This window comes from Burkholderia sp. Cy-637 (assembly GCF_011753175.1).
GTDB lineage: Bacteria > Pseudomonadota > Gammaproteobacteria > Burkholderiales > Burkholderiaceae > Burkholderia > Burkholderia gladioli.
Genome location: NZ_VWWC01000123.1, coordinates 1 through 22,749, shown reverse-complemented (window position 1 = coordinate 22,749; position 22,749 = coordinate 1). Strand labels below are relative to the sequence as shown.

Annotated in this window: 20 protein-coding genes; 9 read left to right on the top strand and 11 right to left on the bottom strand. The window is 68.0% G+C overall.

What is annotated here, in order from left to right; all coding sequences use genetic code 11:
* The 4 genes from F3J10_RS25660 to F3J10_RS25645 form a co-directional block, all read right to left on the bottom strand.
* Positions 1 to 966 (bottom strand): CoA-binding protein (locus tag F3J10_RS25660; RefSeq protein WP_345791233.1); only part of this gene is annotated, 966 nt, incomplete at its 3' end.
* Positions 967 to 1,498: 532 nt separating this feature from the next.
* Entirely contained in the window at positions 1,499 to 1,789 is a 291-nt protein-coding gene (locus F3J10_RS25655) for an H-NS histone family protein (RefSeq protein WP_013691630.1), read from the bottom strand.
* A 102-nt stretch (positions 1,790 to 1,891) separates the two neighbouring features.
* Positions 1,892 to 2,179, bottom strand: coding sequence for a hypothetical protein (locus tag F3J10_RS36370; protein WP_043279025.1), 288 nt, complete (start codon positions 2,177 to 2,179; stop codon positions 1,892 to 1,894).
* Positions 2,180 to 2,806: 627 nt separating this feature from the next.
* The gene (locus F3J10_RS25645; protein ID WP_167243292.1) at positions 2,807 to 4,354 is read right to left on the bottom strand and encodes a sigma 54-interacting transcriptional regulator; all 1,548 of its coding nucleotides are present in this window, start codon (positions 4,352 to 4,354) and stop codon (positions 2,807 to 2,809) included.
* Positions 4,355 to 4,679: 325 nt separating this feature from the next.
* On the opposite strand from F3J10_RS25645, the gene F3J10_RS25640 reads away from it, so the two are divergent.
* The 3 genes from F3J10_RS25640 (at position 4,680) to F3J10_RS25630 (ending at position 7,849) form a co-directional block, all read left to right on the top strand.
* Complete coding sequence (locus tag F3J10_RS25640; protein WP_025098460.1) at positions 4,680 to 6,083, top strand: GntP family permease; 1,404 nt, start codon at positions 4,680 to 4,682, stop codon at positions 6,081 to 6,083.
* A gap of 327 nt (positions 6,084 to 6,410) precedes the next feature.
* Complete coding sequence (locus F3J10_RS25635; RefSeq protein ID WP_025098459.1) at positions 6,411 to 6,680, top strand: hypothetical protein; 270 nt, start codon at positions 6,411 to 6,413, stop codon at positions 6,678 to 6,680.
* A 179-nt stretch (positions 6,681 to 6,859) separates the two neighbouring features.
* On the top strand, positions 6,860 to 7,849 hold the full coding sequence (locus F3J10_RS25630; protein WP_025098458.1) for a DedA family protein/thiosulfate sulfurtransferase GlpE: 990 nt from the start codon (positions 6,860 to 6,862) through the stop codon (positions 7,847 to 7,849).
* Between the two features lie 40 nt (positions 7,850 to 7,889).
* On the opposite strand, the gene F3J10_RS25625 is transcribed toward F3J10_RS25630, so the two are convergent.
* Together F3J10_RS25625 and F3J10_RS25620 are read right to left on the bottom strand one after the other, a co-directional pair.
* The gene (locus tag F3J10_RS25625) at positions 7,890 to 9,356 is read right to left on the bottom strand and encodes an OprD family outer membrane porin (RefSeq protein WP_025098457.1); all 1,467 of its coding nucleotides are present in this window, start codon (positions 9,354 to 9,356) and stop codon (positions 7,890 to 7,892) included.
* Between the two features lie 320 nt (positions 9,357 to 9,676).
* Positions 9,677 to 10,258, bottom strand: coding sequence for a cupin domain-containing protein (locus F3J10_RS25620; RefSeq protein WP_025098456.1), 582 nt, complete (start codon positions 10,256 to 10,258; stop codon positions 9,677 to 9,679).
* 650 nt (positions 10,259 to 10,908) lie between these two features.
* On the opposite strand from F3J10_RS25620, the gene F3J10_RS25615 reads away from it, so the two are divergent.
* Both F3J10_RS25615 and F3J10_RS25610 read left to right on the top strand, forming a co-directional pair.
* A complete protein-coding gene (locus F3J10_RS25615) occupies positions 10,909 to 12,435 on the top strand; it encodes an oligopeptide:H+ symporter (protein ID WP_025098455.1) in 1,527 nt (508 codons plus the stop codon).
* Between the two features lie 102 nt (positions 12,436 to 12,537).
* A complete protein-coding gene (locus F3J10_RS25610) occupies positions 12,538 to 12,738 on the top strand; it encodes a hypothetical protein (RefSeq protein ID WP_013691640.1) in 201 nt (66 codons plus the stop codon).
* A gap of 103 nt (positions 12,739 to 12,841) precedes the next feature.
* Here the strand turns inward: F3J10_RS25610 and F3J10_RS25605 are convergent, their stop codons facing one another.
* The 3 genes from F3J10_RS25605 to F3J10_RS25595 all read right to left on the bottom strand — a co-directional run bounded on the left by F3J10_RS25605 (position 12,842) and on the right by F3J10_RS25595 (position 15,581).
* Complete coding sequence (locus F3J10_RS25605) at positions 12,842 to 13,963, bottom strand: OpgC domain-containing protein (RefSeq protein WP_025098454.1); 1,122 nt, start codon at positions 13,961 to 13,963, stop codon at positions 12,842 to 12,844.
* Between the two features lie 393 nt (positions 13,964 to 14,356).
* Positions 14,357 to 15,256 (bottom strand): EamA family transporter RarD, encoded by a 900-nt coding sequence (gene rarD / locus F3J10_RS25600; protein WP_025098453.1) that lies wholly within the window; start codon positions 15,254 to 15,256, stop codon positions 14,357 to 14,359.
* A 28-nt stretch (positions 15,257 to 15,284) separates the two neighbouring features.
* Positions 15,285 to 15,581, bottom strand: a complete 297-nt coding sequence (locus F3J10_RS25595) for an acylphosphatase (protein WP_013691643.1) — start codon at positions 15,579 to 15,581, stop codon at positions 15,285 to 15,287.
* Between the two features lie 154 nt (positions 15,582 to 15,735).
* Here F3J10_RS25595 and hpnA point away from each other — a divergent pair, with 154 nt between their 5' ends.
* Positions 15,736 to 16,746, top strand: a complete 1,011-nt coding sequence (gene hpnA, locus F3J10_RS25590) for a hopanoid-associated sugar epimerase (RefSeq protein ID WP_025098452.1) — start codon at positions 15,736 to 15,738, stop codon at positions 16,744 to 16,746.
* On the opposite strand, the gene F3J10_RS36365 is transcribed toward hpnA, so the two are convergent.
* Complete coding sequence (locus F3J10_RS36365) at positions 16,731 to 18,017, bottom strand: hypothetical protein (protein ID WP_240155711.1); 1,287 nt, start codon at positions 18,015 to 18,017, stop codon at positions 16,731 to 16,733. The genes hpnA and F3J10_RS36365 overlap by 16 nt on opposite strands.
* Between F3J10_RS36365 and F3J10_RS36360 the strand changes: the two genes are divergently transcribed.
* Positions 18,012 to 18,704, top strand: coding sequence for a hypothetical protein (locus tag F3J10_RS36360; RefSeq protein WP_186035565.1), 693 nt, complete (start codon positions 18,012 to 18,014; stop codon positions 18,702 to 18,704). The genes F3J10_RS36365 and F3J10_RS36360 overlap by 6 nt on opposite strands.
* Positions 18,705 to 18,800: 96 nt before the next feature.
* Here the strand turns inward: F3J10_RS36360 and F3J10_RS25580 are convergent, their stop codons facing one another.
* Positions 18,801 to 19,979, bottom strand: coding sequence for a glycosyltransferase (locus F3J10_RS25580; RefSeq protein WP_167243290.1), 1,179 nt, complete (start codon positions 19,977 to 19,979; stop codon positions 18,801 to 18,803).
* Positions 19,980 to 20,347: 368 nt separating this feature from the next.
* Between F3J10_RS25580 and ispH the strand changes: the two genes are divergently transcribed.
* On the top strand, positions 20,348 to 21,289 hold the full coding sequence (gene ispH / locus F3J10_RS25575; protein WP_036028579.1) for a 4-hydroxy-3-methylbut-2-enyl diphosphate reductase: 942 nt from the start codon (positions 20,348 to 20,350) through the stop codon (positions 21,287 to 21,289).
* 10 nt (positions 21,290 to 21,299) lie between these two features.
* Positions 21,300 to 22,460, top strand: a complete 1,161-nt coding sequence (hpnH, locus tag F3J10_RS25570) for an adenosyl-hopene transferase HpnH (protein WP_025098449.1) — start codon at positions 21,300 to 21,302, stop codon at positions 22,458 to 22,460.
* The last annotated feature ends 289 nt before the right edge of the window (positions 22,461 to 22,749 follow it).

Genomic DNA, 22,749 nt, shown 5'->3' with positions numbered 1-22,749 from the left:
GAGCGCCTCGGTGGCCGCGGCCGGCCACGGCGCCAGGCGCAGATCGCCGGCCGCGCCGAGCGCGTCGACGGCGAGCTTCGCCACGCCGGCATCGCTGGTGATCACGGTGGCTGCATTGCTGTTCGCGATGCGGCCGACGCCGAGCGTCTCGACCTCGTCGAGCAGGTCGTCGAGCGCCTCGACGCGCACCATGCCGGCCCGCTGGAAGGCGGCCGTGTAGAGCGCGTCGCCCGGATCGGCGCGCCCGGTGCGCAGCGCCAGCACCGGCTTGTTGCGCGCCGCCGCCCGCGCCGCCGACATGAACTTGCGCGCCGATTTCACGCTGTCGAGTTCGAGCAGGATCGCGCGCGTGCCGGGATCGCTGGCCAGGTAGTCGAGCACGTCGCCCGCGTCGACGTCGGCCTCGTCGCCGAGCGCCACCGCGTGCGAGAAGCCGAGGCCGCGCGCGTGCGCCCAGCCGAGCGCGGCATTGGTGAGCGCGTTCGATTGCGAGACCCAGGCCACGCCGCCGGCATTCACGCGATAGGCGGGCGCGCCGAAATGCGCGTTCAGGTGCGGCGTGATCACGCCGAGGCTGCCGGGACCGACCACGCGCAGCAGGTGCGGCCGGGCCGCCTCCAGCGCGCGCTCGACCGAGGCGCGCGCGGCGGCCGTGCGTGCCTCGCCGACCAGGATCGCGCCGCGCGCGCCCCGCGCGCCGAGCTGCTTGACGATGCCGGGCCAGGTGGCCGGCGGCGTGCAGACGATCGCCAGCGAAGGCGCCTCGGGCAGTTGCGAGACGCGCGCGAACACGCGTTGCCCATTCAGTTCGTCGTACTTGGGATTGACGGGCCAGGCGGGGCCGGCGAAGCCGCCGTCGAGCACGCGGCCCCAGACGATCGCGCCGATGCTGCCGGCGCGGCGGGACGCGCCCACCACCGCGACGGACTTCGGTCGGAACAAGGCATCGAGATTGCGGACGGTCACGGCGTCTCCCCAAGGCATGCCGCGTATGACGCGACGGTGAGCCGTAGCATAGGGGAAGGCCGGGGGCCTGCCTATAGCTCGGGCGCCGGCCGGCGCGGCCCCTTGCGAGCCGGATCGAGGCCGCGCCGGGCGGGCCGCCGCGCGCCTTGCCTGATGCCTTCCCGGGCTCGCGCTCGCAAAGGTGAGGTTTTTCGGGAGCGAAGGTGAGACGGTTCGGGAGCGAGGGTGAGGAGATCCGGGAGCGGCCGCCATTCTCATGCCGATCGGCCATCCCGGCGCCGCGAAACCGCGTTCGGCGCGACGACCGAATTGCCCCGGACTTGCCCGAGCCAAAACGCGAATTCGCTTCGGATTAAGGCCAAAGCCCTTATTTACCAGGGTATTTCACGGGGATTCAAGTTCAGGCGCCACTGGGAAACATAATTAGCAAAATGTTCCACACTCGCGCATTTTCCCCAAAACAAAACGGTGCGAACGACACGCAGTCGATTCGCACCGTTGCAGAAGGCGCCAAAGGTGAGACTTTCCGGGATCAGTCCTTGATCAGGAAACGGTTGCGATTCTTGCCCAGCCAGGCCGGGGCACGGCCGCGGCCGCTCCAGGTCTCGCCCGTCTTCGGATTCAGGTATTTCGGCGGCAGCGGCTTTTTCGGTTTCGCGGCGGCGCCGACGCTGCGGAAACCGAGCTCTTCGGGCGTGATGTCGTATTCCGCGATTTTCGCCTTGATATCGGCAATCGCGTCGGTGATGGCCTTTTCGCGCTCCTTGTCGATTTTCTGCTGCAGCTTCTCGAGCTGGGCCGTCAGTTGCCTATAGGTCGCCATATCGAATCCGACTCCTGAATGGTTATTTGGACAGTATAGAAATCAATTCAAGCGGGGTTCATTTTTTTTCGCGCGCCGCGCTCGTCCCGCAAACGGCTCCGCTCAATTGGCGCGATTCGAGCGGCAGGCGAACAGCAGGCTGCGGGTGCCGTTGTTGACCGATTGCTGGATCGTGTCGAACTCGCCGCCGCAAATGCCGCGCGCATTCTGGAAGCAGGTATCCCAGGGGCCGCCTTCCGGACATTGCACCTGGGTGGTGGCGCGTCCATCCGGCGTAAACAACGGCGCGCCGCCACCGCATCCGGCGAGGCTTGCGAACAGGGCAATCGTCAATGCCAGTCGGACGGCAGGCTTGCGCGACGAACGCGCCTTCGCCAGTCGATATGTCATGGAGGGTTCCGGTCTGTATGCTTTTGGGACGACGCGAGTATGCCATGCCGTCCCGCTCGAAAGTCAATTCGAGTCGCGATAAAAACCGGCTTCGCCCGCTATACGGGAAATAGCCGGGCCGGCTCGCGACATCACGAGGCGACGGCTATGCGCCGTCCACCCTTTCGGGATTGTTTCAGTCTCGATTCGACTCTGACCCACGCGTGCCGCCCGGGTTCAATCGGCGCTTGCCGGCACGCCGCCGGCGACGGCGCGAGTCGCACCGGCCTTCGGCTCGCCGTCCCTCGCATCGCGGCTCGGCCGGCGAGCCCCGCCGCCGCTGGCGGCAAGGCGGAAGCTCGCGCGCGTCGCGCCGACTCGCGCATTCGGCAGTTCAACGAAGTATTCATATCGATATGCCCGCCGACATTGCCGGGATGCTGCACTGCGATTGATTAATTTTCAATCGTAATTGTGTAGAAAATCTTATTCGTCTGACATACAGGTCCGTATCGGATTGTTATCGAAGCGTCAATAACACGCGGATATGACACATGCGGCGCAAGGAATGCCGGCAATGAGGAATATTCCGTAATCAGGATTGTCGCGCGCATCATTTCGCCATATCGATAGCCGCCGAGTCGATCTTCAGGCGTCGAGGCCGAGCGCGGCGATCTTCTTGTAGAGCGTCGCGCGGCCGATGCCGATCCGCGCGGCCGCCTCGGCGACGCGGCCGCCGCTGGCCGCCAGCGCCTCGCTCAAAAAGCGGCGCTCCCAGCCGGCGAAGGCCGTTGCATAGGAAACCGTTGCCGGCGCAACCATCGCGCTCGGCGCCCGATCGGCCAGGGCGGCATCCCCCGCGTCAGGTCCGCCGGCGTCGAGCGCGAAGGCACGCGCCTCGCGCATCCCGCCCGGCTCCTCCGGCAAACCGCCGCTCGCCGGCCCAGCCGCCCCGGCCGGCAGGGCGATGCCGACGAAGGGCGCCAGCACGCGCGCGTCGATCACCGCGCTGTCCGACAACATCAGCGCCCGCTCCAGCGTGTTGCGCAACTCGCGCACGTTGCCGGGCCAGGCATGCGCGGCGAGCAGGCGCAGCGCGTCGGCGGTCAGCGTGCAGTGCGCGGCATGGCCGTGTTGCGCGGCCAGCTCCTCGAGCATGGTGTAGACCAGCGCCTCGATATCGGAGGCGCGCTCGCGCAGCGGCGGCAGGTTCAGCGTGAGGACGTTCAGCCGGTAATAGAGATCGGCGCGGAAGCGCCCGGCGGCGACCAGCGCCGGCAGGTCGGCCGAGGTCGCCGCGATGATGCGCACGTCGGCGCGCACGATGCGGTTCGAGCCGACCGGCTCGAACTCCTTGTCCTGCAGCACGCGCAACAGCTTGCCCTGCAACGGCAGCGGCATGTCGCCAATCTCGTCGAGCAGCAGCGAGCCGCCGTCGGCCAGCTCGAACTTGCCGACCCGCCCCTTGCGATCGGCGCCGGTGTAGGCCCCCGGCGCGGCGCCGAAGAACTCGGTTTCCAGCAGCGCATCGGGGATCGCGGCCACGTTGACGGTGACCAGCGGCCGGGCCGCGCGCGCCGAGGCGGCATGGATCGCGTGCGCCAGCAGCTCCTTGCCGGTACCGGTTTCGCCGAGCAGCAGCACCGGCGCGTCGACCAGCGCCGCGCGCCGCGCCTGGCGCTTGGTTTCCAGGCTGGCCGCGCTGGTGCCGACGAAGCTCGCGAAGGTGTACTTGGGGCGGCGCGCCTGCGCCAGCGAGCGCTGCGCGGCCAGCAGGTCCTGTTGCACCTGCATGTAGCGCGCGAACAGCGGCGTCAGCGTCTTCAGTTCGTCGAACAGCGCGAAGCCGATCGCGCCGACCGTCTCGCCGGCCTCGTCGACCAGCGGCAGGCGCGTGACCACCAGCGGTTCGCGGCCAGTCTCCATGATGTCGAGCAGGATCGGCCGCCCGGTGGCGACCACCTCGCGCATCAGGCTGTGCGGGATCACCGCCTCGCAGTCGAGCCCGATCGCCGTCCTGGGATCGGCGAAACCGAAACGCGCGGCATAACGCGAATTGATCCAGACCACGCGCGCGTCGCGATCGACGATCAGGGTGCCGGCGCTCGAATGCTCGAAGGTGCGGAACAGCGATTCGGCCGCGCGCGTGAGCACGTCGCCGTAACCCGCCGGCAGGTTCGACCAGTCGTTCATCATGGTGTCGTCGTCTCCGATTTATCTTCGGATAATTAAGCATCGTCTCCGAATCGGGACGGATTGTCTCACCAAAGAGATGGCCGCCAATAAAGGCCCGGCGGGCTTTTCCTCGGGTTTTGTCGGAATCGGGCGACAGGCCAACCGGCATTTCGTCTCGAAACCGGGACGGCTTGAGTAGAATCGATCGGCGGCGGCCGGCCAAGCCGGCACCAGCCCGCCGGCGCCCAGTCGGCAAGGGCGTTGGCACGGAAACTGCACCACTGCGGCGCCCCACGCACGGGCAACCGCATCGACAGAATCAGAATCAAACAATCAGGAGACTCACTTGTCCTTCATCATCGTCCTCGCCGCCCTGGCGTTCCTGATGTTCGCCGCCTATCGCGGCTACAGCGTGATCCTGTTCGCGCCCGTCGCCGCCCTCGGCGCCGTGCTGCTGACCGATCCCGCCGCCGTCGCGCCCGTCTTCTCCGGCATCTTCATGGACAAGATGGTCGGCTTCGTCAAACTCTATTTCCCGGTGTTCCTGCTCGGCGCCGTGTTCGGCAAGGTAATCGAGCTGTCGGGCTTCTCGGAGGCGATCGTCGCCGCCGCGATCCGCTACATCGGCCGCTCGCGCGCCAATGCGGTGATCGTCGCGGTCTGCGCGCTGCTCACCTATGGCGGCGTCTCGCTGTTCGTGGTGGTGTTCGCCGTCTACCCGTTCGCGGCCGAGCTGTATCGCCAGAGCAATATCCCGAAGCGGCTGATGCCCGGCGCGATCGCGCTCGGCGCCTTCTCGTTCACGATGGATTCGCTGCCGGGCACGCCGCAGATCCAGAACATCATCCCCACCACCTTCTTCAAGACCACCGCCTGGGCCGCGCCGGCGCTCGGCACGATCGGCTCGGTGTTCATCATCATCGTCGGCCTGAGCTACCTGGAATGGCGCCGCCGCTCGGCAATGGCCAAGGGCGAGGGTTACGGCACCTCGCTGGTCAACGAGCCGGAGCGCGTCGAGACCAGCTCGCTGCCCAACCCGGTGCTGGCGATCGCGCCGCTGGTGCTGGTGGGCGTGGCGAACTTCGCGCTCACCAAGTGGATTCCGCAATGGTATGGCGACGCCAGCTACACGGTGCCGCCCGAGGTGCTGCCCGGCCTGCACGCGCCGATCGCCACGCCGATCAAGTCGCTGGTGGCGATCTGGTCGGTCGAGGCCGCGCTGCTGCTCGGCATCCTGCTGGTGGTGATCACCGCCTTCAAGCGCGTCAGCGCGAAGTTCGCGAGCGGCACCAAGGTGGCGGTCGGCGGCGCCCTGCTGGCGGCCATGAACACCGCCTCCGAATACGGCTTCGGCGGCGTGATCGCGGCGCTGCCCGGCTTCCTGGTGGTGAGCGACGCGCTCAAGAGCATCCCGAATCCGCTGGTCAACGCGGCCGTCTCGGTCAGCTCGCTGGCGGGCATCACCGGCTCCGCCTCGGGCGGCATGAGCATCGCGCTGGCAGCCATGTCGGACCTGTTCATCAAGGGCGCCCAGGCCGCGCAGATCCCGATGGAAGTGCTGCATCGCGTGGTGGCGATGGCCAGCGGCGGCATGGATACGCTGCCGCACAACGGCGCGGTGATCACGCTGCTGGCGGTCACCGGCCTGACGCACCGCGAGTCGTATCGCGACATCTTCGCCGTCACGGTGATCAAGACGCTCGCGGTGTTCTTCGTGATCGGCGTCTACTACGCCACCGGGCTGGTCTGAGCACGGCGCCGGCGCAAGCTCGGCGGCGACCGTCGCCGGGCGCGCCCGGTGCATTCGTCGCAAGGATGAGGGCCGCGAGCGCGGCCCGATCCCGCGCGGACCGCGCCTCGGGCAGCGCCGGATCCGCATCGATTTTCCGTCGCGCCGGCTCGCCCGCCGCGCCTCGTCGAAAGCGGCCCGTGTGAAGCCGATATGTCATACCAGCCGGCGCTTTCACGCCGTTGCACGGCTTGAAATTCTGGTTGCGAATGGCCGGTTCGCGTTACACTGCGTTCAAGCAGTTCGCAGCACGACATCTTCCATTGACACGATACGAGGACCTGTTCGATGCGCACTACCGGTGCTTCCGGGGCGATGACCCTCCTGACCGAACTGGATTCGGCCGACGGCCGCGAGCTGCGCTCGCTGCGTCTCGAGGCCACCGAGGACGGTAAAAGCGTGCTGCTGATCGAGGTCGACGAGCGCAAGCCCGGCATCCATCGTGAAGTGCGCTACGAAATCACGCCGGCCGAACTGATCGCCGCGATCCGCTCGCACGGCGCCGAGCTGCCCGGCGAATCCCACGGCGCGGGCAACTTCGCGCGCAGCCCCTCCTGAATTCCCCCGGCTTTTTCCCCGCCCTTCCCCCGATTTCCCGCATCCAACGGTGAGCAAGCGCCGCGCGCCCTGCTCACCGCTTCACGGCAGTCAAGAATTCGACTCTCCATTGACTTGAAAATGGTCGATAATCGGCGCATCTAGTCAGCCCCATCCCTCGTCGCCGCGTCCCATTCGCCATGCTGCATGACCTCGTCGCCCAGTACGGACCGCTGATCGTGTTCGTCAATGTGCTGGCTGCCGCGCTCGGCCTGCCCGTGCCCGCGATGCCGACGCTCGTGCTGTTCGGCGCGATGGCGACCATGCATCCCGACATGATCGGCATCCAGCTGGTGCCGGTGCTGCTGCTGTCGGTGCTGGCAGCGGTGCTCGGCGATTCGGCCTGGTACCTGGCCGGGCGCCGCTTCGGCGGACGCACCCTGAAGACGATCTGCCGGCTGTCGCTGTCGCGCGACAGTTGCGTGAAGAAAACCGAGCAGTTCTTCGGTCGCTGGGGCGTGCGCGTGCTGGCGATCGCGCGCTTCGTGCCGGGCCTGTCGCTGGTCTCGGTGCCGATGGCGGGCGCGCTGGGCACCAACTACCGCACCTTCATCGGCTATGACGCGCTCGGCGCGCTGCTGTGGGCCGCCGTCGGCCTGCTGATCGGCCTGCTGTTCGCCGCCCAGATCGACTGGCTGTTCTCCAGCGCGAGCCAGTTCGGCCAGGTGGCCCTGGTGCTGATCGGCGCCCTGCTGGTGCTCTACATGAGCATGCGCTGGAACCGCCGCCGCGCGCTGCTGCGCCAGCTCGCCAGCGCGCGCATCGACGTCGACGAACTCGACCAGTTGCTGCATGCCGACCCGGCGCGCCTGCCGGTGATCATCGACGTGCGCACCGTCGAGCATCGCCGCCTCGATCCGTTCTCGATCCCCGGCGCGCTGTTCTTCGACGAGCGCCATGTGCGCGAACTCTCGCAGCGTTATCCGCTGTCGCAGAAGTTCGTGATCTACTGCTCCTGCCCGAACGAAGTGTCGGCCGCGCTGATGGCCAAGCGCCTCACCGACTTCGGCTTCACCGACGCGCTGGCGCTGCGCGGCGGGCTCGACGCCTGGCGCGATACCGGCCGCCAGGTGGAGGGCGCCACGCCCGTCGAACCCCCGCCCGTCACGCCGGCGCCGAAGGCGGCCTGAGCCGCGCCGCCTTCGCTTTCCCCGCTGTCCCTTCCCGTCCTCAGAACACCGTCACCGGCAGGTTCACGACCAGGCGATATTCCTGGTTGGTGCTGTCGGAATAGTGCGCCGAGCCGACGTGCCACATCGCGATGAAGGTGATCTTCGTGTCCTTGAAGCGGCCGCCCTGGATCGTATAGGACGGAATGAAACCGAACTCGTGATGGCGGCCCTGCACCGGCTGGCCGTCCTTCCAGTAGATACCCGAATGCGAGGGATCGTTGGCGGCGCCCACCGAGCCATCGGCGCCCCAGCCCGTCAGCCCCCAGACCATCGCCTTGAAGCCGGGCAGGCCGCCGTCCTTGCCGTAGAACGTGTAGCGCAGCTGCAGCGATTTTTCGTGCGGCGCGTTGTAGTCCACGTCCATCGAGTTGGTCAGGAAGATGCCGTTGGTTTCGTTCAGGTAGTCGAAGAACTGGTCGCCGAGCACCTGCTGGAAGCCCAGCAGCAGTTCGTGCGGGCCATGCTGCGCGGCCAGCGACAGGCTGTAGGCGTTGTTGTTGATGTAGCCCTGGCGCGCATCGCCCGTGTCGTGCGTCGAGTAGACGTTGCCGAAGCCGGTCCACTTCACGCTGCTCGGCGAGCCGAAGCTCTGCCGCACCGACGCGTAATACTGGTTCCAGACGTTCTCGGCCTGGTTCGCGTAGAGCGCGACGCTGCCGGTCGGCAGGTAGTCCCAGGTGCCGCCCACGTAGCTGAGGCGATCGATGCGGGTGCCGCCGTATTGCGAGGTCAAGTTGATCAGGGTCGAGCGGCCGCGCGCGTCGGTCTTGGTGAAGCTGCCGCCCTCCAGCATCACGTTCTTGAATTCGTTGCTGACGATGGTGGCGCCGAGGAAGGTCGGCGGCAACGCGCGATTGTCGTGCGGCTCCATGAACGGGTTGTCGACGATCTGCAGACCATATTTCACCACCGTGTTCGAGATCCGCGCCTTCACGTCGTAGATGCCGGGATAGGCCCAGGCGAGCTGGTTCGAACCGCCGCCGCCCTTGGCGACGTGCACCATGTTGCCGGCGCCCGCGCCGCCGTCGAGCTTGAGCGCGGCATACACCGAGGCGTCCACGCCGAAGCCGATCGGCCCCTGCGTGTAGCCCGACTCGTAGTTGGCCATCAGCGCCTGGATCCAGGCGTGACGATGCGGGCCTTCCTTGGCGTCGAGCACGTCCGAGTAATTGCGGAACATCAGCTCGAGGTGGCTGTCCTTGATGAAGCCCTGCGACTTGGCCTGCGCCGAGAGATCGACGTTCGGCGTCGGCGAGGGCGCCTGGTTCGCCTCGGCATTGATCACCGCATTGGGCGTGGTGGCCGGCTGCGCGGCATCGCGGGAAATCCCGGCCGGCACCTCGGGCGGCTCGTCCGCGAAGGCGGGCGCCGCGGAGATGCCGGCGATACCGGCGAGCACGGGCAGGGCAAGGGCGAAACGGCGGGTGGACGACGTGCGCGACGTCGTCGAGGTGGTCTGATTCATCGACTCGTTCTCTCTCAGATATGTCTGGCGTGCGCCGCCGCGCACCCGCGCCACCGCATCGCGCGATAGCACGTGGGAACCACGTGGAGAACGCGCGCGCGAACGACGTCCGCGCGGCCTCGGAAGAAACGCGGCGGACGTGATGAAACGGAACGGGGAAGAAGACGGCGCAGCGAACCGGGTTGCTGCGTTCTATTCGTTACGGCTAGGAAAACGGAATCGATCCGTCGTCGGATTTGCCGTGCATGTTAGTGATCCTGATTTGTCTCCAAATGGGTAAGCCGTGCGGAGCGACGACGGATTACCCGGCCTGCGTAAAACTAGAACAATCGAGGTGTGCCCACCCAGACCACCACCGATTCGTGCTTCGCGGTGTTGACCCAGCTATGCGGCACGGTCGACAGGTAATGCGCGCTGTCGCCGGCCTGCACGACGAAGGTCTTGCCTTCCAGCGTCAGCGATACTTCGCCCTCGATCACGTACAGGAATTCCTCTCCCGCGTGAGTCGTGACTTCCGAGCGTTTCTGCCCCGGCGGCATGCGCACGAGAATCGCCTCGAGCTGCCGGCCGGCCGAGACATTGGTCAGCCGTGCGAACAGATTCGCCGAATCGGCGAAACTGAAGAATCGCAATTGATCGCCGCGGCACACCGAGCGTTCCTCGCTCGGGGTCTCGACGAAATACTGCACGTTCACGCCCAGCGCCTGCGCGATGCCTGCCAGCGAAGTGATCGACGGCGAAGCGAGACCGCGCTCGACCTGCGACAAAAACGGCTTGGAAATACCCGCGGCTCCGGCGGTTTCGTCGAGCGTGCGTTTCAAGCGCTGCCTGAGCGCCCGAATCTTTCCGCCCAGTTCGACGGCCGCATTCTGGGCCTGCGTGTTTTCAGTGGAAGCAACCATAACAGGCCGAAATCTTATCGTCAAAAAAAGTTTGATGGAAAGTAACGAAGTTTGATTGATATAGCTTAATCTTCGTCTTCGTGACCGGTATCAACGACACGGCCTGCGCCCTGGCGCACCCCGCGCAACGCTGCTGCGACGCGTAATCTTGCCAGACTCGACACGGGAATTTGTGCCCGATTCGTGGCTTATCCCGCCTCGAAGCCCTGCCGACGTCGGTTTCACGTCGTTGAAAACGGATCATCAATCCCGCGGCTGCGGGAATACCCGAAGTGACGGATGGCGAGCGGCTCGTGAAAAATCGCGGCCGCTCGGCAAAGCGCGACGACCTCGTGCTTACACCGTTGTAATGGTCCTCGCGCGCAGTCCACCGATTGCCCGCCACCTTGTTCATGCGTCCCTATCCGGTCGCCCTGGTAGTCGTATTCGAAATGAAAGCTGTCATTGCCCTTACGCGCTCGAATCGCGCATGCGCCGCCGCCTGCCTCGCGCGGCCGCCACGCAGGTGCCGCCGCCATCACGCGAGCACCGCGCCGCCCACCTGACCGATCCCCTCATGCCGACCGGCCGCCTTCCGGCGCCGCGTCATTCCGAGCTTGCCGCCGGCCTCGCGCGCGATGCGGCACAAAAAACGATATTCGAGGATAACGATGTCAGTCTCAACACCCGTATCAAAAACCCGCTCATTCGCAACAGTCTTTCTGATCGAAATGTGGGAGCGCTTCGGCTATTACGGCATGGTCGCGCTGATGGTGCTGTTCATGGTCGAGAAGCTCGGCTTCGACGACAGCAGCGCCAACCTGATCTGGGGCGCGTTCGTCGCGCTGATCTACGCCTCGCCCTCGATCGGCGGCTGGATCGGCGACCACGTGCTCGGCTCGCGCCGCTCGATGGTGATCGGCGCGGTGGTGCTCGGCGTGGGCTACCTGATGCTCGCGATGCCCACCGACAATCTTCAGTTCCTCTACGCATCGCTGGGCGTGATGGTGGTCGGCAACGGCCTGTTCAAGGCCAATGCCGCGAACCTGGTGCGCCGCATCTACGAAGGCGACGACGCGCGCCTCGACAGCGCGTTCACCATCTACTACATGGCCGTCAACATCGGCTCGACGGTGTCGATGCTGGTCACGCCGTGGATCAAGGATCGCTGGGGCTGGCACCCGGCCTTCGCGGTCTGCTGCGCGGGCATGGCGGTCGGCGTGATCAACTACCTGCTGATGCATCGCACGCTGGCGCGCGTCGGCTCCAAGCCCGACGACCAGCCGGTGCGCTGGGGCCGCGCAGGCGCGGTCGCGCTGGGCGGCATCGCGCTGGCGCTGGTCACCACCTTCCTGCTCGGCCACAAGGCGCTGGCGGTGGCCGCGGTGTGGACCGCCGCGGTGGTGGTGCTGGGCATCTTCCTGTACATGATCGTCAAGGTGAACCGCTCGGAGCGCTCGGGCCTGATCGCGGCGCTGGTGCTGATCGCCCAGGTCATCCTGTTCTTCATCTTCTACCAGCAGATGTCGACCTCGCTGACCTTGTTCGCATTCCGTAACGTCGATCCGCGCTTCACGCTGTTCGGCACCACGCTGTTCAGCTGGAGCGCCGGCCAGTTCCAGGCGCTCAACCCGATCTGGATCATGCTGCTGAGCCCGGTGCTGGTGTGGATCTACAACTCGCTGGCCAATCGCGGCGTCAACGTGCCGGTGGCGGTCAAGTACATGCTCGGCTTCGCGGTGGTGGCGGCGGGCTTCTTCGTGTTCGCCGCGAGCGGCAGCTTCGCGGTGGACGGCCGCGTGTCCTCGTGGTTCATGGTGGGCGGCTACGGCCTCTACTCGCTCGGCGAGCTGCTGGTCAGCGGCCTGGGCCTGGCGATGATCGCGCGCTACGTGCCGGCCCGCATGGGCGGCTTCATGATGGGCGCCTACTTCGTGGCCACCGGCATCTCGCAGTACCTCGGCAGCGTGGTGGCGAACCTCGCCAAGATGCCCTCGCACGACCTGCCCGCCACGGCCTCGCTGCCGCTCTACGTGAACCTGTTCACGACGCTGGGCTGGGTCGCGGTGGGCGGCACCCTGGTGTCCTGCCTGCTGCTGCCGCTGATGGCGAAACTCTCGCGCGCGCATCACAACGCCTCGACCGAGCGCAAGCGCGGCAACGACGCGCTGCAGGCGAGCGGCGCCGCGGCTCAGTAATATCCCTCGGCGCGCGGCTTGCGCGCCACAGTCGGCCGGCAGGCCGGCCGCGTGCGTCCTACACTGGAAGCAGCCCGCTGATGGGCCTTGCTGGAGAGTGAGATGAACAAGAGGACCACGCGGATCGTGCGCCTGCTCGCCGACATCCGCCGCGCGCAGCATTGCACCGCGCTACGCGCGGCGCGCGCGGCGGCCGAGGTGGACGCCGAACTCGCGCGCGCCGCCGATCCGGAGCCCGAGGACGAGGCTTCCCGCGACGACGATTCCCCCGACACGCCCTCCCGTATCCGCTCACCTTCGTAGCGGTACGGCGAGCGCATCACGCCGACGGCACATCAGCTGCCGACGCACGGCCCGCGCCACGGCGGGCCATGCCTGCCGCGTGCCCCATGCCGCGCGGCACCGTTCAGGCCGGCACGCGCCGCAGCCGCTGCCACCATCCTCCCGAACTCGCCAGCGTCAGCAGGCAGCCGAGCGCGATCGCGTCGGCCGCGAAGCCGATGCCGATCGGCGAGAAGTGCGGGCTCAGCGCGGCGCGATGCAGCAGCGAATCGAGCGTCAGCGAGATCGCCGTGCCCACCACGTAGCAGACCAGCCCGCGCTGCCCGACCGCCACCACCGGCTGCACCACGCGCGCGAGCTTGCCGACCCAGCCCAGGCGCATCAGGTCGGCCATCAGCCAGGCGATCGCCAGGAAGCTGACCACCCGCGACCAGGCGAGGTCGCGCTTGAGCAGGCCCTCGGGCAGCGGCAGCCCGGAGAACAGCTTGTAGTAGGCGCACACGGCCACCACGCCGAGCGCGATGCCGGTCAGCACCGCGCCGCCCGGCCGCGCGGCCAGGCTGCGATAGACCGGCTGGCAGCGCACCAGCGCGCCGAGCACGAACATCAGCTGCCAGGCGAAGGGATTGAAGCTCCACTTGAACGAGGGCGTGTCGAGCAGCTCGGCGCCGAGCCAGCGCGACGCCAGCCAGGACGCGAGGCTGCCGGCGAACAGCCAGGCCGGCCAGCGCCGCGCGAGCGGCACGATGGCCGGCGTGGCCAGCGCGAACAGCACGTACATCGGCAGCACCGAGGCCAGGTAGGGCTGGCGCTGGAAGGTCAGCACCTCGACCAGGCCTGTGAGCGGCGTGGCCAGCATCACGCTGACGTCGTCGAGCGCGAGGTTCGGCGACTCGATGCCGAAGTGGTCGAGCACCGCCGAGACCACCAGCATCAGCGTGGTGGTGGCGAGGAAGGCGCGATAGATCTGCACCGCGCGCCGCAGGAAACGGCGCCGCGCCACGTCGGTGCCGTGCCGCTCCGACATCGCCACGAAGGCGCTGGCCGCCGCGAAACCGCCGAGGAACACGAACACCTCGGCCGCGTCGCAGAGCGCGTAGGAATGCAGCGTGATCTTCGAGATCATGCTGCCGCCGATGTGGTCGACCACGATCATCAGCAGCACGATGCCGCGGAAGAAATCGATTTCGATCAGGCGGCCGGAACGCGCGGGCGGCACCGGCGGGCGCGCATCGCTCAGCGCCATGATCGCGTACCGGGTCGGATCGGCGCGCGCGAGACGGCCGACGGCTCAACGGCAAGGGAAACGAAAGACAGCAGGGACAGCGGGGACGGCGCGAGCGAATACGCGGCGATACACGTATGCCTGTATCGCGTGCGCAGGCGCGCCGGGGCGAAGACTGGACCGTTCATCGGAAGACCGCATACGAGAGTTCGACGGTCCAGAAAGTCTAATCGCCGCCTAGGGCATACCCTAAGTAACAAAGTGCAACGAATTCTTCCGATTGATGACTGTCGGCCTTGCCAGACAAGCGTCAGCGATCCGTCATCGTTTCCGTCGCGAAGTTGCGTTGGATAACGAATCAATCGACACGGCGCGCACGGAAATCGCTACGCGAATCGCAACGATGGCACCGCGTCAGTGGGCCCGCACGCGGCGCATCACCAGGTAGCTGTGCCAGGCCGTGAGCGCCACCGCCACCCAGATCGGCCCGTAGGTGCCGAGCTGTTGCGCGCTCAGCGATTCGCCGAGCAGCAGCACGGCCACCGCCACGATCAGCACCGGCTCGACGTAGCCGAGGATGCCGAACAGCGCCATCGGCAGCATCCGGCTCGCCTTCAGGTAGCAGCCCAGCGCGAGCGTCGAGAGCACGCCGAGGCCGGGCAGCAGCACGGCGGCCAGCAGCGTGTGGCCGGCCAGCGGCGTACCGACCGTGGCCAGCGTGAGCAGCGCCACCGGCAGCAGCGCGATCATCTCGACCGCGAACAGCGTGAGCGGTTCGATGTCGATGCGCCGGCGCAGCATGAAATAGGGCGGATAGCCGAGCGCGACCAGCAGCGTCGGCCAGGCGAAGGCGCGCGTGGCCCACACTTCGTGCAGCACGCCCAGCGCCGCGAAGGCGATCGCGCACCATTGCAGGAGGCTCAGCGATTCGCGATAGACGAAGCGGCCGACCAGCACCATGGTCAGCGGCAGGAGGAAGTAGCCGAGCGAGACCTCGAGCATGCGCCCGTGCAGCGGCGCCCACAGGAACAGCCACAGCTGCACGCCGAGCATCGCGGTGCCGGCCAGCACCATCAGCGCGATGCGGCGCTCGCCGAACAGGCGCCGCACGAAGCCGAGCAGCTCGCCGAAACGGCCGCGCATGGCCACCAGCGCGAGCGCGCCGGGCAAGGTCCAGACGATGCGCCAGGCGAAGATGTCGAGGCCGGTAAGCGGCGCCAGCAGCTTGGCGTACACCGACATCAAGGCGAACAAGGCGGAAGCCGCCACCGACAACGTGAGGCCGCGCCGGGCTTCCGGGAAATCCTGAATCATGGGTCCTGCCGAATCGAAGACAGCGCAGTCAGTTCTGCTGGAAACGCTCGAAACGCTTGTCGGTCCGCCGCTCCTCGAACTCGACCTCGCTCACGCGCGCCGCCGGCGGCCCGTGCCGCAGCCAGGCCAGCATCCGGTCGATCTGCGCGGCGGGGCCCTGGATCATCGCCTCCACCGAGCCGTCCTCGAGATTGGCGACCCAGCCGCGCAGCTTCAGCGCGTGGGCCTCGCGCACGGTCGCATGGCGAAAGCCGACGCCCTGCACGACGCCACGCACCCGCACGTAGATCGTTTCGACCCGTTCGTCGAGATCCTTGCCGCTCATGTCACTCCCCATCCAATTGCATCGAAGCCCCGCATTGTAGTCGTCCCGCATGGCATCCGCCGCGGGCCGGCGCGGCCGCGCAGCACGTACAATCGCGCATCACACGCACAACCGCCGCGCGCCGCCTGCCGGCCGCGCGGCCCAGAGGACTGGCATGACAGACACACAACGCGATCTCGTACTCGTCACCGGCGCGTCCGGCTTCGTCGGCTCCGCCGTCGCGCGCATCGCGCAGGCCAAGGGTTATGCCGTGCGCGTGCTGGTGCGCGCCTCGAGCCCGCGCACCAACCTCGCCGAACTCGACGCCGAGATCGTCACCGGCGACATGCGCGACGAGGCCTCGATGCGCGCCGCGCTGCGCGGGGTGCGTTACCTGCTGCACGTGGCCGCCGACTACCGGCTGTGGGCACCCGATCCGCTCGAGATCGAGCGCGCCAACCTGGAGGGCGCGGTGGCCACCATGCGCGCCGCGCTGGCCGAGGGCGTCGAGCGCATCGTGTACACCAGCAGCGTCGCCACGCTCAAGGTGACCGGCTCGGGCGCCTCGACCGACGAAACCTCCCCGCTCACCGCCGAGCAGGCGATCGGCGTCTACAAGCGCAGCAAGGTGCTGGCCGAGCGCGCGGTGGAGCGGATGATCGCCGAGGAGGGGCTGCCGGCCGTGATCGTCAATCCGTCCACGCCGATCGGCCCGCGCGACGTCAAGCCGACGCCGACCGGGCGCATCATCGTCGAGGCCGCCACCGGCAAGATCCCCGCCTTCGTCGATACCGGCCTGAACCTGGTCCATGTCGACGACGTCGCCCAGGGCCATTTCCTCGCGCTGGAGAAAGGCCGCGTCGGCGAGCGCTACATCCTCGGCGGCGAGAACCTGCCGCTGCAGCAGATGCTGGCCGACATCGCGGGGATGACCAACCGCAAGCCGCCCACCATCGCGCTGCCGCGCGGGCCGCTCTACCCGATCGCCTACGCGGCCGAGGCCATCGCCAAGTTCACCAGGCGCGAACCCTTCGTGACGGTGGACGGTCTGAAGATGTCGAAGAACAAGATGTACTTCACGTCGGCGAAGGCCGAACGCGAACTCGGTTACCGCGCTCGCCCGTATCGCGACGGGCTGCGCGATGCGCTCGACTGGTTCCGCGAGGCAGGCTACCTGAAGCGCTGACACGCGCCGAAGCGGCGTGCCGCGCGGCCCCGCGCGCACTTTGTTACACGTGCGGCTCGAAACGCGCACGATGCAACGGGTAAAATCGCGGGTCCTACGTAGAGAAGGCACGCATGAACCTGAACGACCAGATCGACGCGCTCGGTGCGGGCATCGATCAGCTCATCCAGACCGCGCGGACGACGGCAGACGCCGCCCGGACCGCCGGCGAGGAAGCGAGCGCCGCACGCGCCGCCGCAGACCAGATTTCCGCAGAACGCACGGCCATCGACGCCGCCGCGGCCCAGGCCGCCGCCGATCGCGCGGCCACCGAAGCCCTCCATGAACAGATGCGCGCGGTGCAGGCTGCCGCCGAATCGGCCGCCGCGCAAGCCGTGATCGACAAGACCGCCGCCGAGGCGCTGGCCGCCGAACTGGCCCGCGATCGCGAGGCGGCCGAGCTGGCTGGCCGGCAGACCGCCGAGGCGCGCGCCGCCGCGCAAGCCGCGACGCAGCAGGCGACGGCGGATCGCGAAGCCGCCGAGGCCGCCATTCGCCAGGCCACGGCCGAGCGCGAAGCGTCGCAAGCGGCGGTCACGCAGGCCGCCGAGGCACGCGAAGCGGCCGACGCGGCGGCGAAGCAAGCCGCCGTCCAGCATGATGCCGACGCCGAGGCAGCGGCAAAGCAGGCTGCCGCCGATCGCGAAGCCGCCGAGGCAGCGCTGAAACAAGCCGCTGCCGAGCGCGAAGCGAGCGAAGTTGCCGCCAGGCAAGTCGCCGCTGACCGCGAGGCAGCCGAAGCCGCGCTCAAGCAGGCCGCCGCCGAGCGCGAGGCGAATGAAGCCGCCGCCAGGCAAGTAGCCACCGATCGCGAAGCCGCCGAAGCCGCGCTCAAGCAGGCCGCCGCCGAGCGCGAGGCGAATGAAGCCGCCGCCAGGCAAGCAGCCGCTGACCGCGAAGCCGCCGAAGCCGCGCTCAAGCAGGCCGCCGCCGAGCGCGAGGCGAATGAAGCCGCCGCCAGGCAAGTAGCCACCGATCGCGAAGCCGCCGAAGCCACGCTCAAGCAAGCCACCGCCGAACGCGAGGCGAGCGAAGCCGCCGCCAGGCAAGCGGCAGCGGATCGCGCGGCAGCCGCCGAACCTGCATCGCGCCAGCCGGCTCAGGCCAATTCGCCGGCGGCGCTCGCGCAGCCCACGGCCATCGCCGGCCAATCGACCGAAGCCGCCGAAGCCGCGCAGCAGGCCCTCAAGCAGGCCGCGGCCGACCGCGAAGCAGCCGAAGCTTTGATGCAACAGGCCGCCGCCGACCTCGACGCGGCCGAAACGGCGCGTCGCCAGGCCAGCGCGGACCGCGAGGCCGCCACCGAAGCCGCCGAGCAGGCCGCGCGCGCCCACGAGGCAGTCGAGCTGCAGGCCGCCCAACTGAAGACCGAGCGCGCCGCGCTGGCCGACGCGAGCGAACAACTGGCCGCCGCGCAATCGGCCGCCACGCTAGCCGCGGCGGACAAGGCCGCGGCCGAGCTGCTCGCCGCCCAGGCCGCCTCCGACAAGGCCGCCGCGGAACAGGCCTTGCGCGAGGCCGAGCAGAAGGAAGCCGCGCTCGAGCAGGCAGCCGCCCAGGCTCCCGCCGAAAAACCGGCAGGCGAAGCCACAGCAGCCGATACGAAGCTGGTGGTGGCCCGCCCCGCGCAGGATGCGCTGACGCTGGCGATCGGCGGACGCGAAATCCCCTTGACGCCGGTGCAGCTGAGCCAGCTGATCGAGGAACTCGCGCACGCGCGCGCCTCGATGACGCCCGAGCAGCCGAGCGGCCTGCCGACCGGCTGGCGCTTCGTGTCGACCCGCAATCCGATGATGGCGGTGCAGAAGCAGGCCAACGGCGACCGCCTGCTGGTGGCGCGGCATACCGGCTACGGCTGGGTGCCGTTCACCTTCTCGCCGGACACGGTGATCCAGATGTACATGCTGCTGACGCAATAGTCGCCGCGCGCCAGAAAGCCAAACGGCACACGATCTCGCGATCGTGTGCCGTTTTTTATCCTGCCTTGCGCCGCGCCTCGGGCGCGGCGCAGGCGTTCAGCGCTCCACCGGCGCCTGCACGCGCGCCTTCCACTGGCCGCCCTTGCCGCGCCAGTAGCGCCAGGCCGAGGCGAAGGTCGCGCCGTTGTAGAACAGCGCCACCAGCGGCAGCGCCGGCGCCCACAGCAGCGAGCGCCGGTAGTAGGCCAGCATCGGCGCGTAGGCCGCGCTCATCGCCGCCCAGGCCAGCCACGCCGGCCAGGCCCGCGCGCCGTAGGCGAGCGCGGCCAGCGGCGGCAGCAGGTAGATGATCGACATGCCCAGCAAGGTGCCGGCCAGCAGCAGCGGCGAGTAGCGCAGCTGCGTGAAGGCGGTGCGCGCGATCATGTTCCAGATGTCGCGCCAGCTATCGTAGGGCCGCAGCGACACGCTGCGATCGGCCAGGTCCAGGCGGATCGGATGATGCCGGCCGCCGCGATGCTTGATCTGCGCGGCCAGGCTGCAGTCGTCGATCAGCGCGCCGCGGATCGACTCGATGCCGCCCGCCTCCTCCAGCGCCGCGCGCCGCACCAGCATGCAGCCGCCCGCCGCGCCGGCGGTCTTGCGGCGCGTGTTGTTGATCCACGAGAACGGATAGAGCTTGGCGAAGAAGAACACGAAGGCCGGGATCAGCGCCTTTTCCCAGAACGAGTCGCAGCGCAGCCGCACCATCAGCGAGACCAGGTCGCGGCCTTCGGCCTGGGCGCGCGTGACCAGCTGGGCCACCGCGTCGGCGGGATGGCCGATGTCGGCGTCGGTCAGCAGCAGGTAGTCGGCCGGCAGGCCCAGCGTGCGCACCGCCGCGATCCCCTGCGACTGCGCCCAGACCTTGCCCGACCAGCCCGGCGGCAGCGGCTGCGCGCCCAGCACCGTGAGCCGGTCGGCGCGCTGCGCGGCCAGCGCGGCCGCGCGCGCGGCGTCCGCCGTGCCGTCGGTGCTGTGGTCGTCGACCACGATCACATGGAAGGCACCCGCGTAATCCTGGCCGACCAGCGAGCTCACCGCCTCGCCGATCACGTCGACTTCGTTGCGCGCCGGCACCACCACCGCCACCGCCGGCCAGTCGCCCTCGCCGCGCGCCGAGGCGGGCAGCGACCCGGCCGGCGTGGCGCGCCAGAAGCCGCCGCGCGCGAACAGCAGCACGCACCAGATAATCAGGGACAGGCACGAAAGGCCAAATACGATCTGCAGCGTCATGCCCGCTCCCCGGCCGACTGCCCACGCCCGAACCTGCCGCGGCAGGGCGTGCAATACGGGGACATATCCTTGAATTCGACTTCCATCGGTCCGCCTGTGAGGCCCGCGCAGCCGCCTTCCGCCGCCGGGCGCGTTCAAAACCGCGTAGTGTAGCCGGGTTCCGGGACAGGGGGCGGCGCGGCCGGATTTGGGCGCATTGCAACACCTTACGGGCCGAGGAAAGCACGAGATGGCCGATAGCGTTAAAATGCGCGATTAATTTTGGATGCCGGTAAATTCGATCCGGCATTGATAATCATCAAGTTGGGGCGATCGGGCCGGCTTGCCGGCCTTCTCGAACCCCGCGTTGTCGTCGGAGTTCGCCCTTTATGCGAGTCATTCTTGCCCAACCCCGGGGCTTCTGTGCGGGCGTGGTGCGAGCGATCGAGATTGTCGACCGCGCGCTGCTGCAGCACGGCGCGCCCGTCTACGTCAGGCACGAGATTGTTCACAATCGCCATGTCGTGGACAACCTGCGCAACAAGGGGGCGAAATTCGTCGAGGAGCTCGACGAGGTGCCGCATGGCGCCGTCGCGATCTTCAGCGCGCACGGCGTCGCGCAGGCGGTGGAGAAGGATGCCGAGGCCCGCGGCCTCGACGTGCTCGACGCCACCTGCCCGCTGGTCACCAAGGTCCATGTGCAGGGCCGCCAGTACGTGTCGGCCGGCCGCCGCCTGATCCTGATCGGCCATGCCGGCCATCCGGAAGTCGAGGGCACGGTCGGGCAGATCCCGGGCGAGGTGATCCTGGTGCAGAGCGAGGCCGAGGTGGCCCGGCTCGAGTTGCCGATCGACACGCCGGTGGCCTACGTGACGCAGACCACGCTGTCGGTCGACGACACGCGCGGCATCATCGAGGCACTCACGCGCAAGTTCACCGACATCGTCGGCCCGGACACGCGCGACATCTGTTATGCCACCCAGAACCGCCAGGCCGCCGTGCGCGAGCTCAGCAGCCAGGTGGACGTGCTGGTGGTGGTCGGCGCGACCAACAGCTCGAACTCGAACCGCCTGCGCGAGATCGGCACCGAAAGCGGCGTGCCGAGCTACCTGGTGGCGGACGGTTCGGAAATCCGCGCCGAGTGGTTCGCGAATGCGCAGACGGTCGGCCTGACGGCCGGCGCGTCCGCACCCGAGGAAATGGTCGAGGACGTCATCGCCGCGCTGCGCGCGCTAGGCCCTGTCGAGGTCGTGACGATGGCGGGCCGCGAGGAAAAAGTCGAATTCAAGCTGCCGGCGAAGCTCACGCAAGCCGTAGCCCGCGAAGTTTAAGGAGGACATCTTGTCTATTCCGCTGCTCCAGCAAGTCCGTGTCGGCGCATACATCATGCGCAACCATCTGTCCGGCAACAAACGCTACCCGCTCGCGCTGATGCTCGAGCCGCTGTTCCGCTGCAACCTGGCCTGCAACGGCTGCGGCAAGATCGACTATCCGGATCCCATCCTGAACCAGCGCCTGTCGGTGCAGGAATGCCTGGAAGCCGTCGACGAAGCGAACGCGCCGATCGTCTCGATCGCCGGCGGCGAGCCGCTGCTGCACCGTGACATGCCGGAAATCGTCAAGGGCATCATGAAGCGCAAGAAGTTCGTGTATCTCTGCACGAACGCGCTGCTGATGGAAAAGAAGATGGACGAGTACGAGCCGAGCCCGTACTTCGTCTGGTCGGTCCACCTCGACGGCGACCAGGAGATGCACGATCACGCGGTGTCGCAGGAAGGCGTGTACGACAAGGCCGTGGCGGCCATCAAGGAAGCCAAGCGCCGCGGCTTCCGCGTCAACATCAACTGCACGCTGTTCAACGATGCGATCCCCGAGCGCGTCGCCAAGTTCTTCGACACGCTCAAGCCGATCGGCGTGGACGGCATCACCGTCTCGCCGGGCTACGCCTACGAGCGCGCGCCGGACCAGCAGCACTTCCTGAACCGCGACAAGACCAAGAACCTGTTCCGCGAGATCTTCAAGCGCGGCGACGGCGGCAAGCGCTGGTCGTTCAGCCAGTCCTCGCTGTTCCTCGACTTCCTGGCCGGCAACCAGACCTACAAGTGCACGCCCTGGGGCAACCCGGCGCGCACCGTGTTCGGCTGGCAGAAGCCGTGCTACCTGGTCGGCGAAGGTTACGTGAAGACCTTCAAGGAACTGATGGAAACCACCGAGTGGGACAACTACGGCGTGGGCAACTACGAGAAGTGCGCGGACTGCATGGTCCACTGCGGCTTCGAGGCCACCGCCGTGGTCGACACCATCACGCATCCGCTGAAGGCCTTCGCGCTGAGCCGCAAGGGCATCAAGACGGAAGGCGCGTTCGCCCCGGACATCCCGATCGACAAGCAGCGCCCGGCCGAGTACGTGTTCTCGCGCCACGTCGAGATCAAGCTCGAGGAGATCAAGATCGCCGGCAAGGGCAAGCTGCAGAAGTCGGCGAAGGCCGCCAGCGCGGCCTGAGCTTCGGTTTCCCGCCCAGGCGGTTCGCGTAGGCGAGCCGCCGGGCGACGAGCCGAGCAGCCATGAAACAAGGGCGCCCCGGAGCCATCCGGGGCGCCCTTGTGTTTTCGCGGGGCACGCTACAGGTGCCCGCGCCAGGCGGATCAGGGCGCGAGCAGCCGGACCGAGATCACCTCGCCCGCGGCCGGCGCCCGAGCGCGGCCGGCCGCGTCGAGCACCGTGATGCGCAGCGCGAGCCGGCCGCCGCGCACGGCATCGGCCGGCACCGGCAGGCTGTAGCTGCCGACGG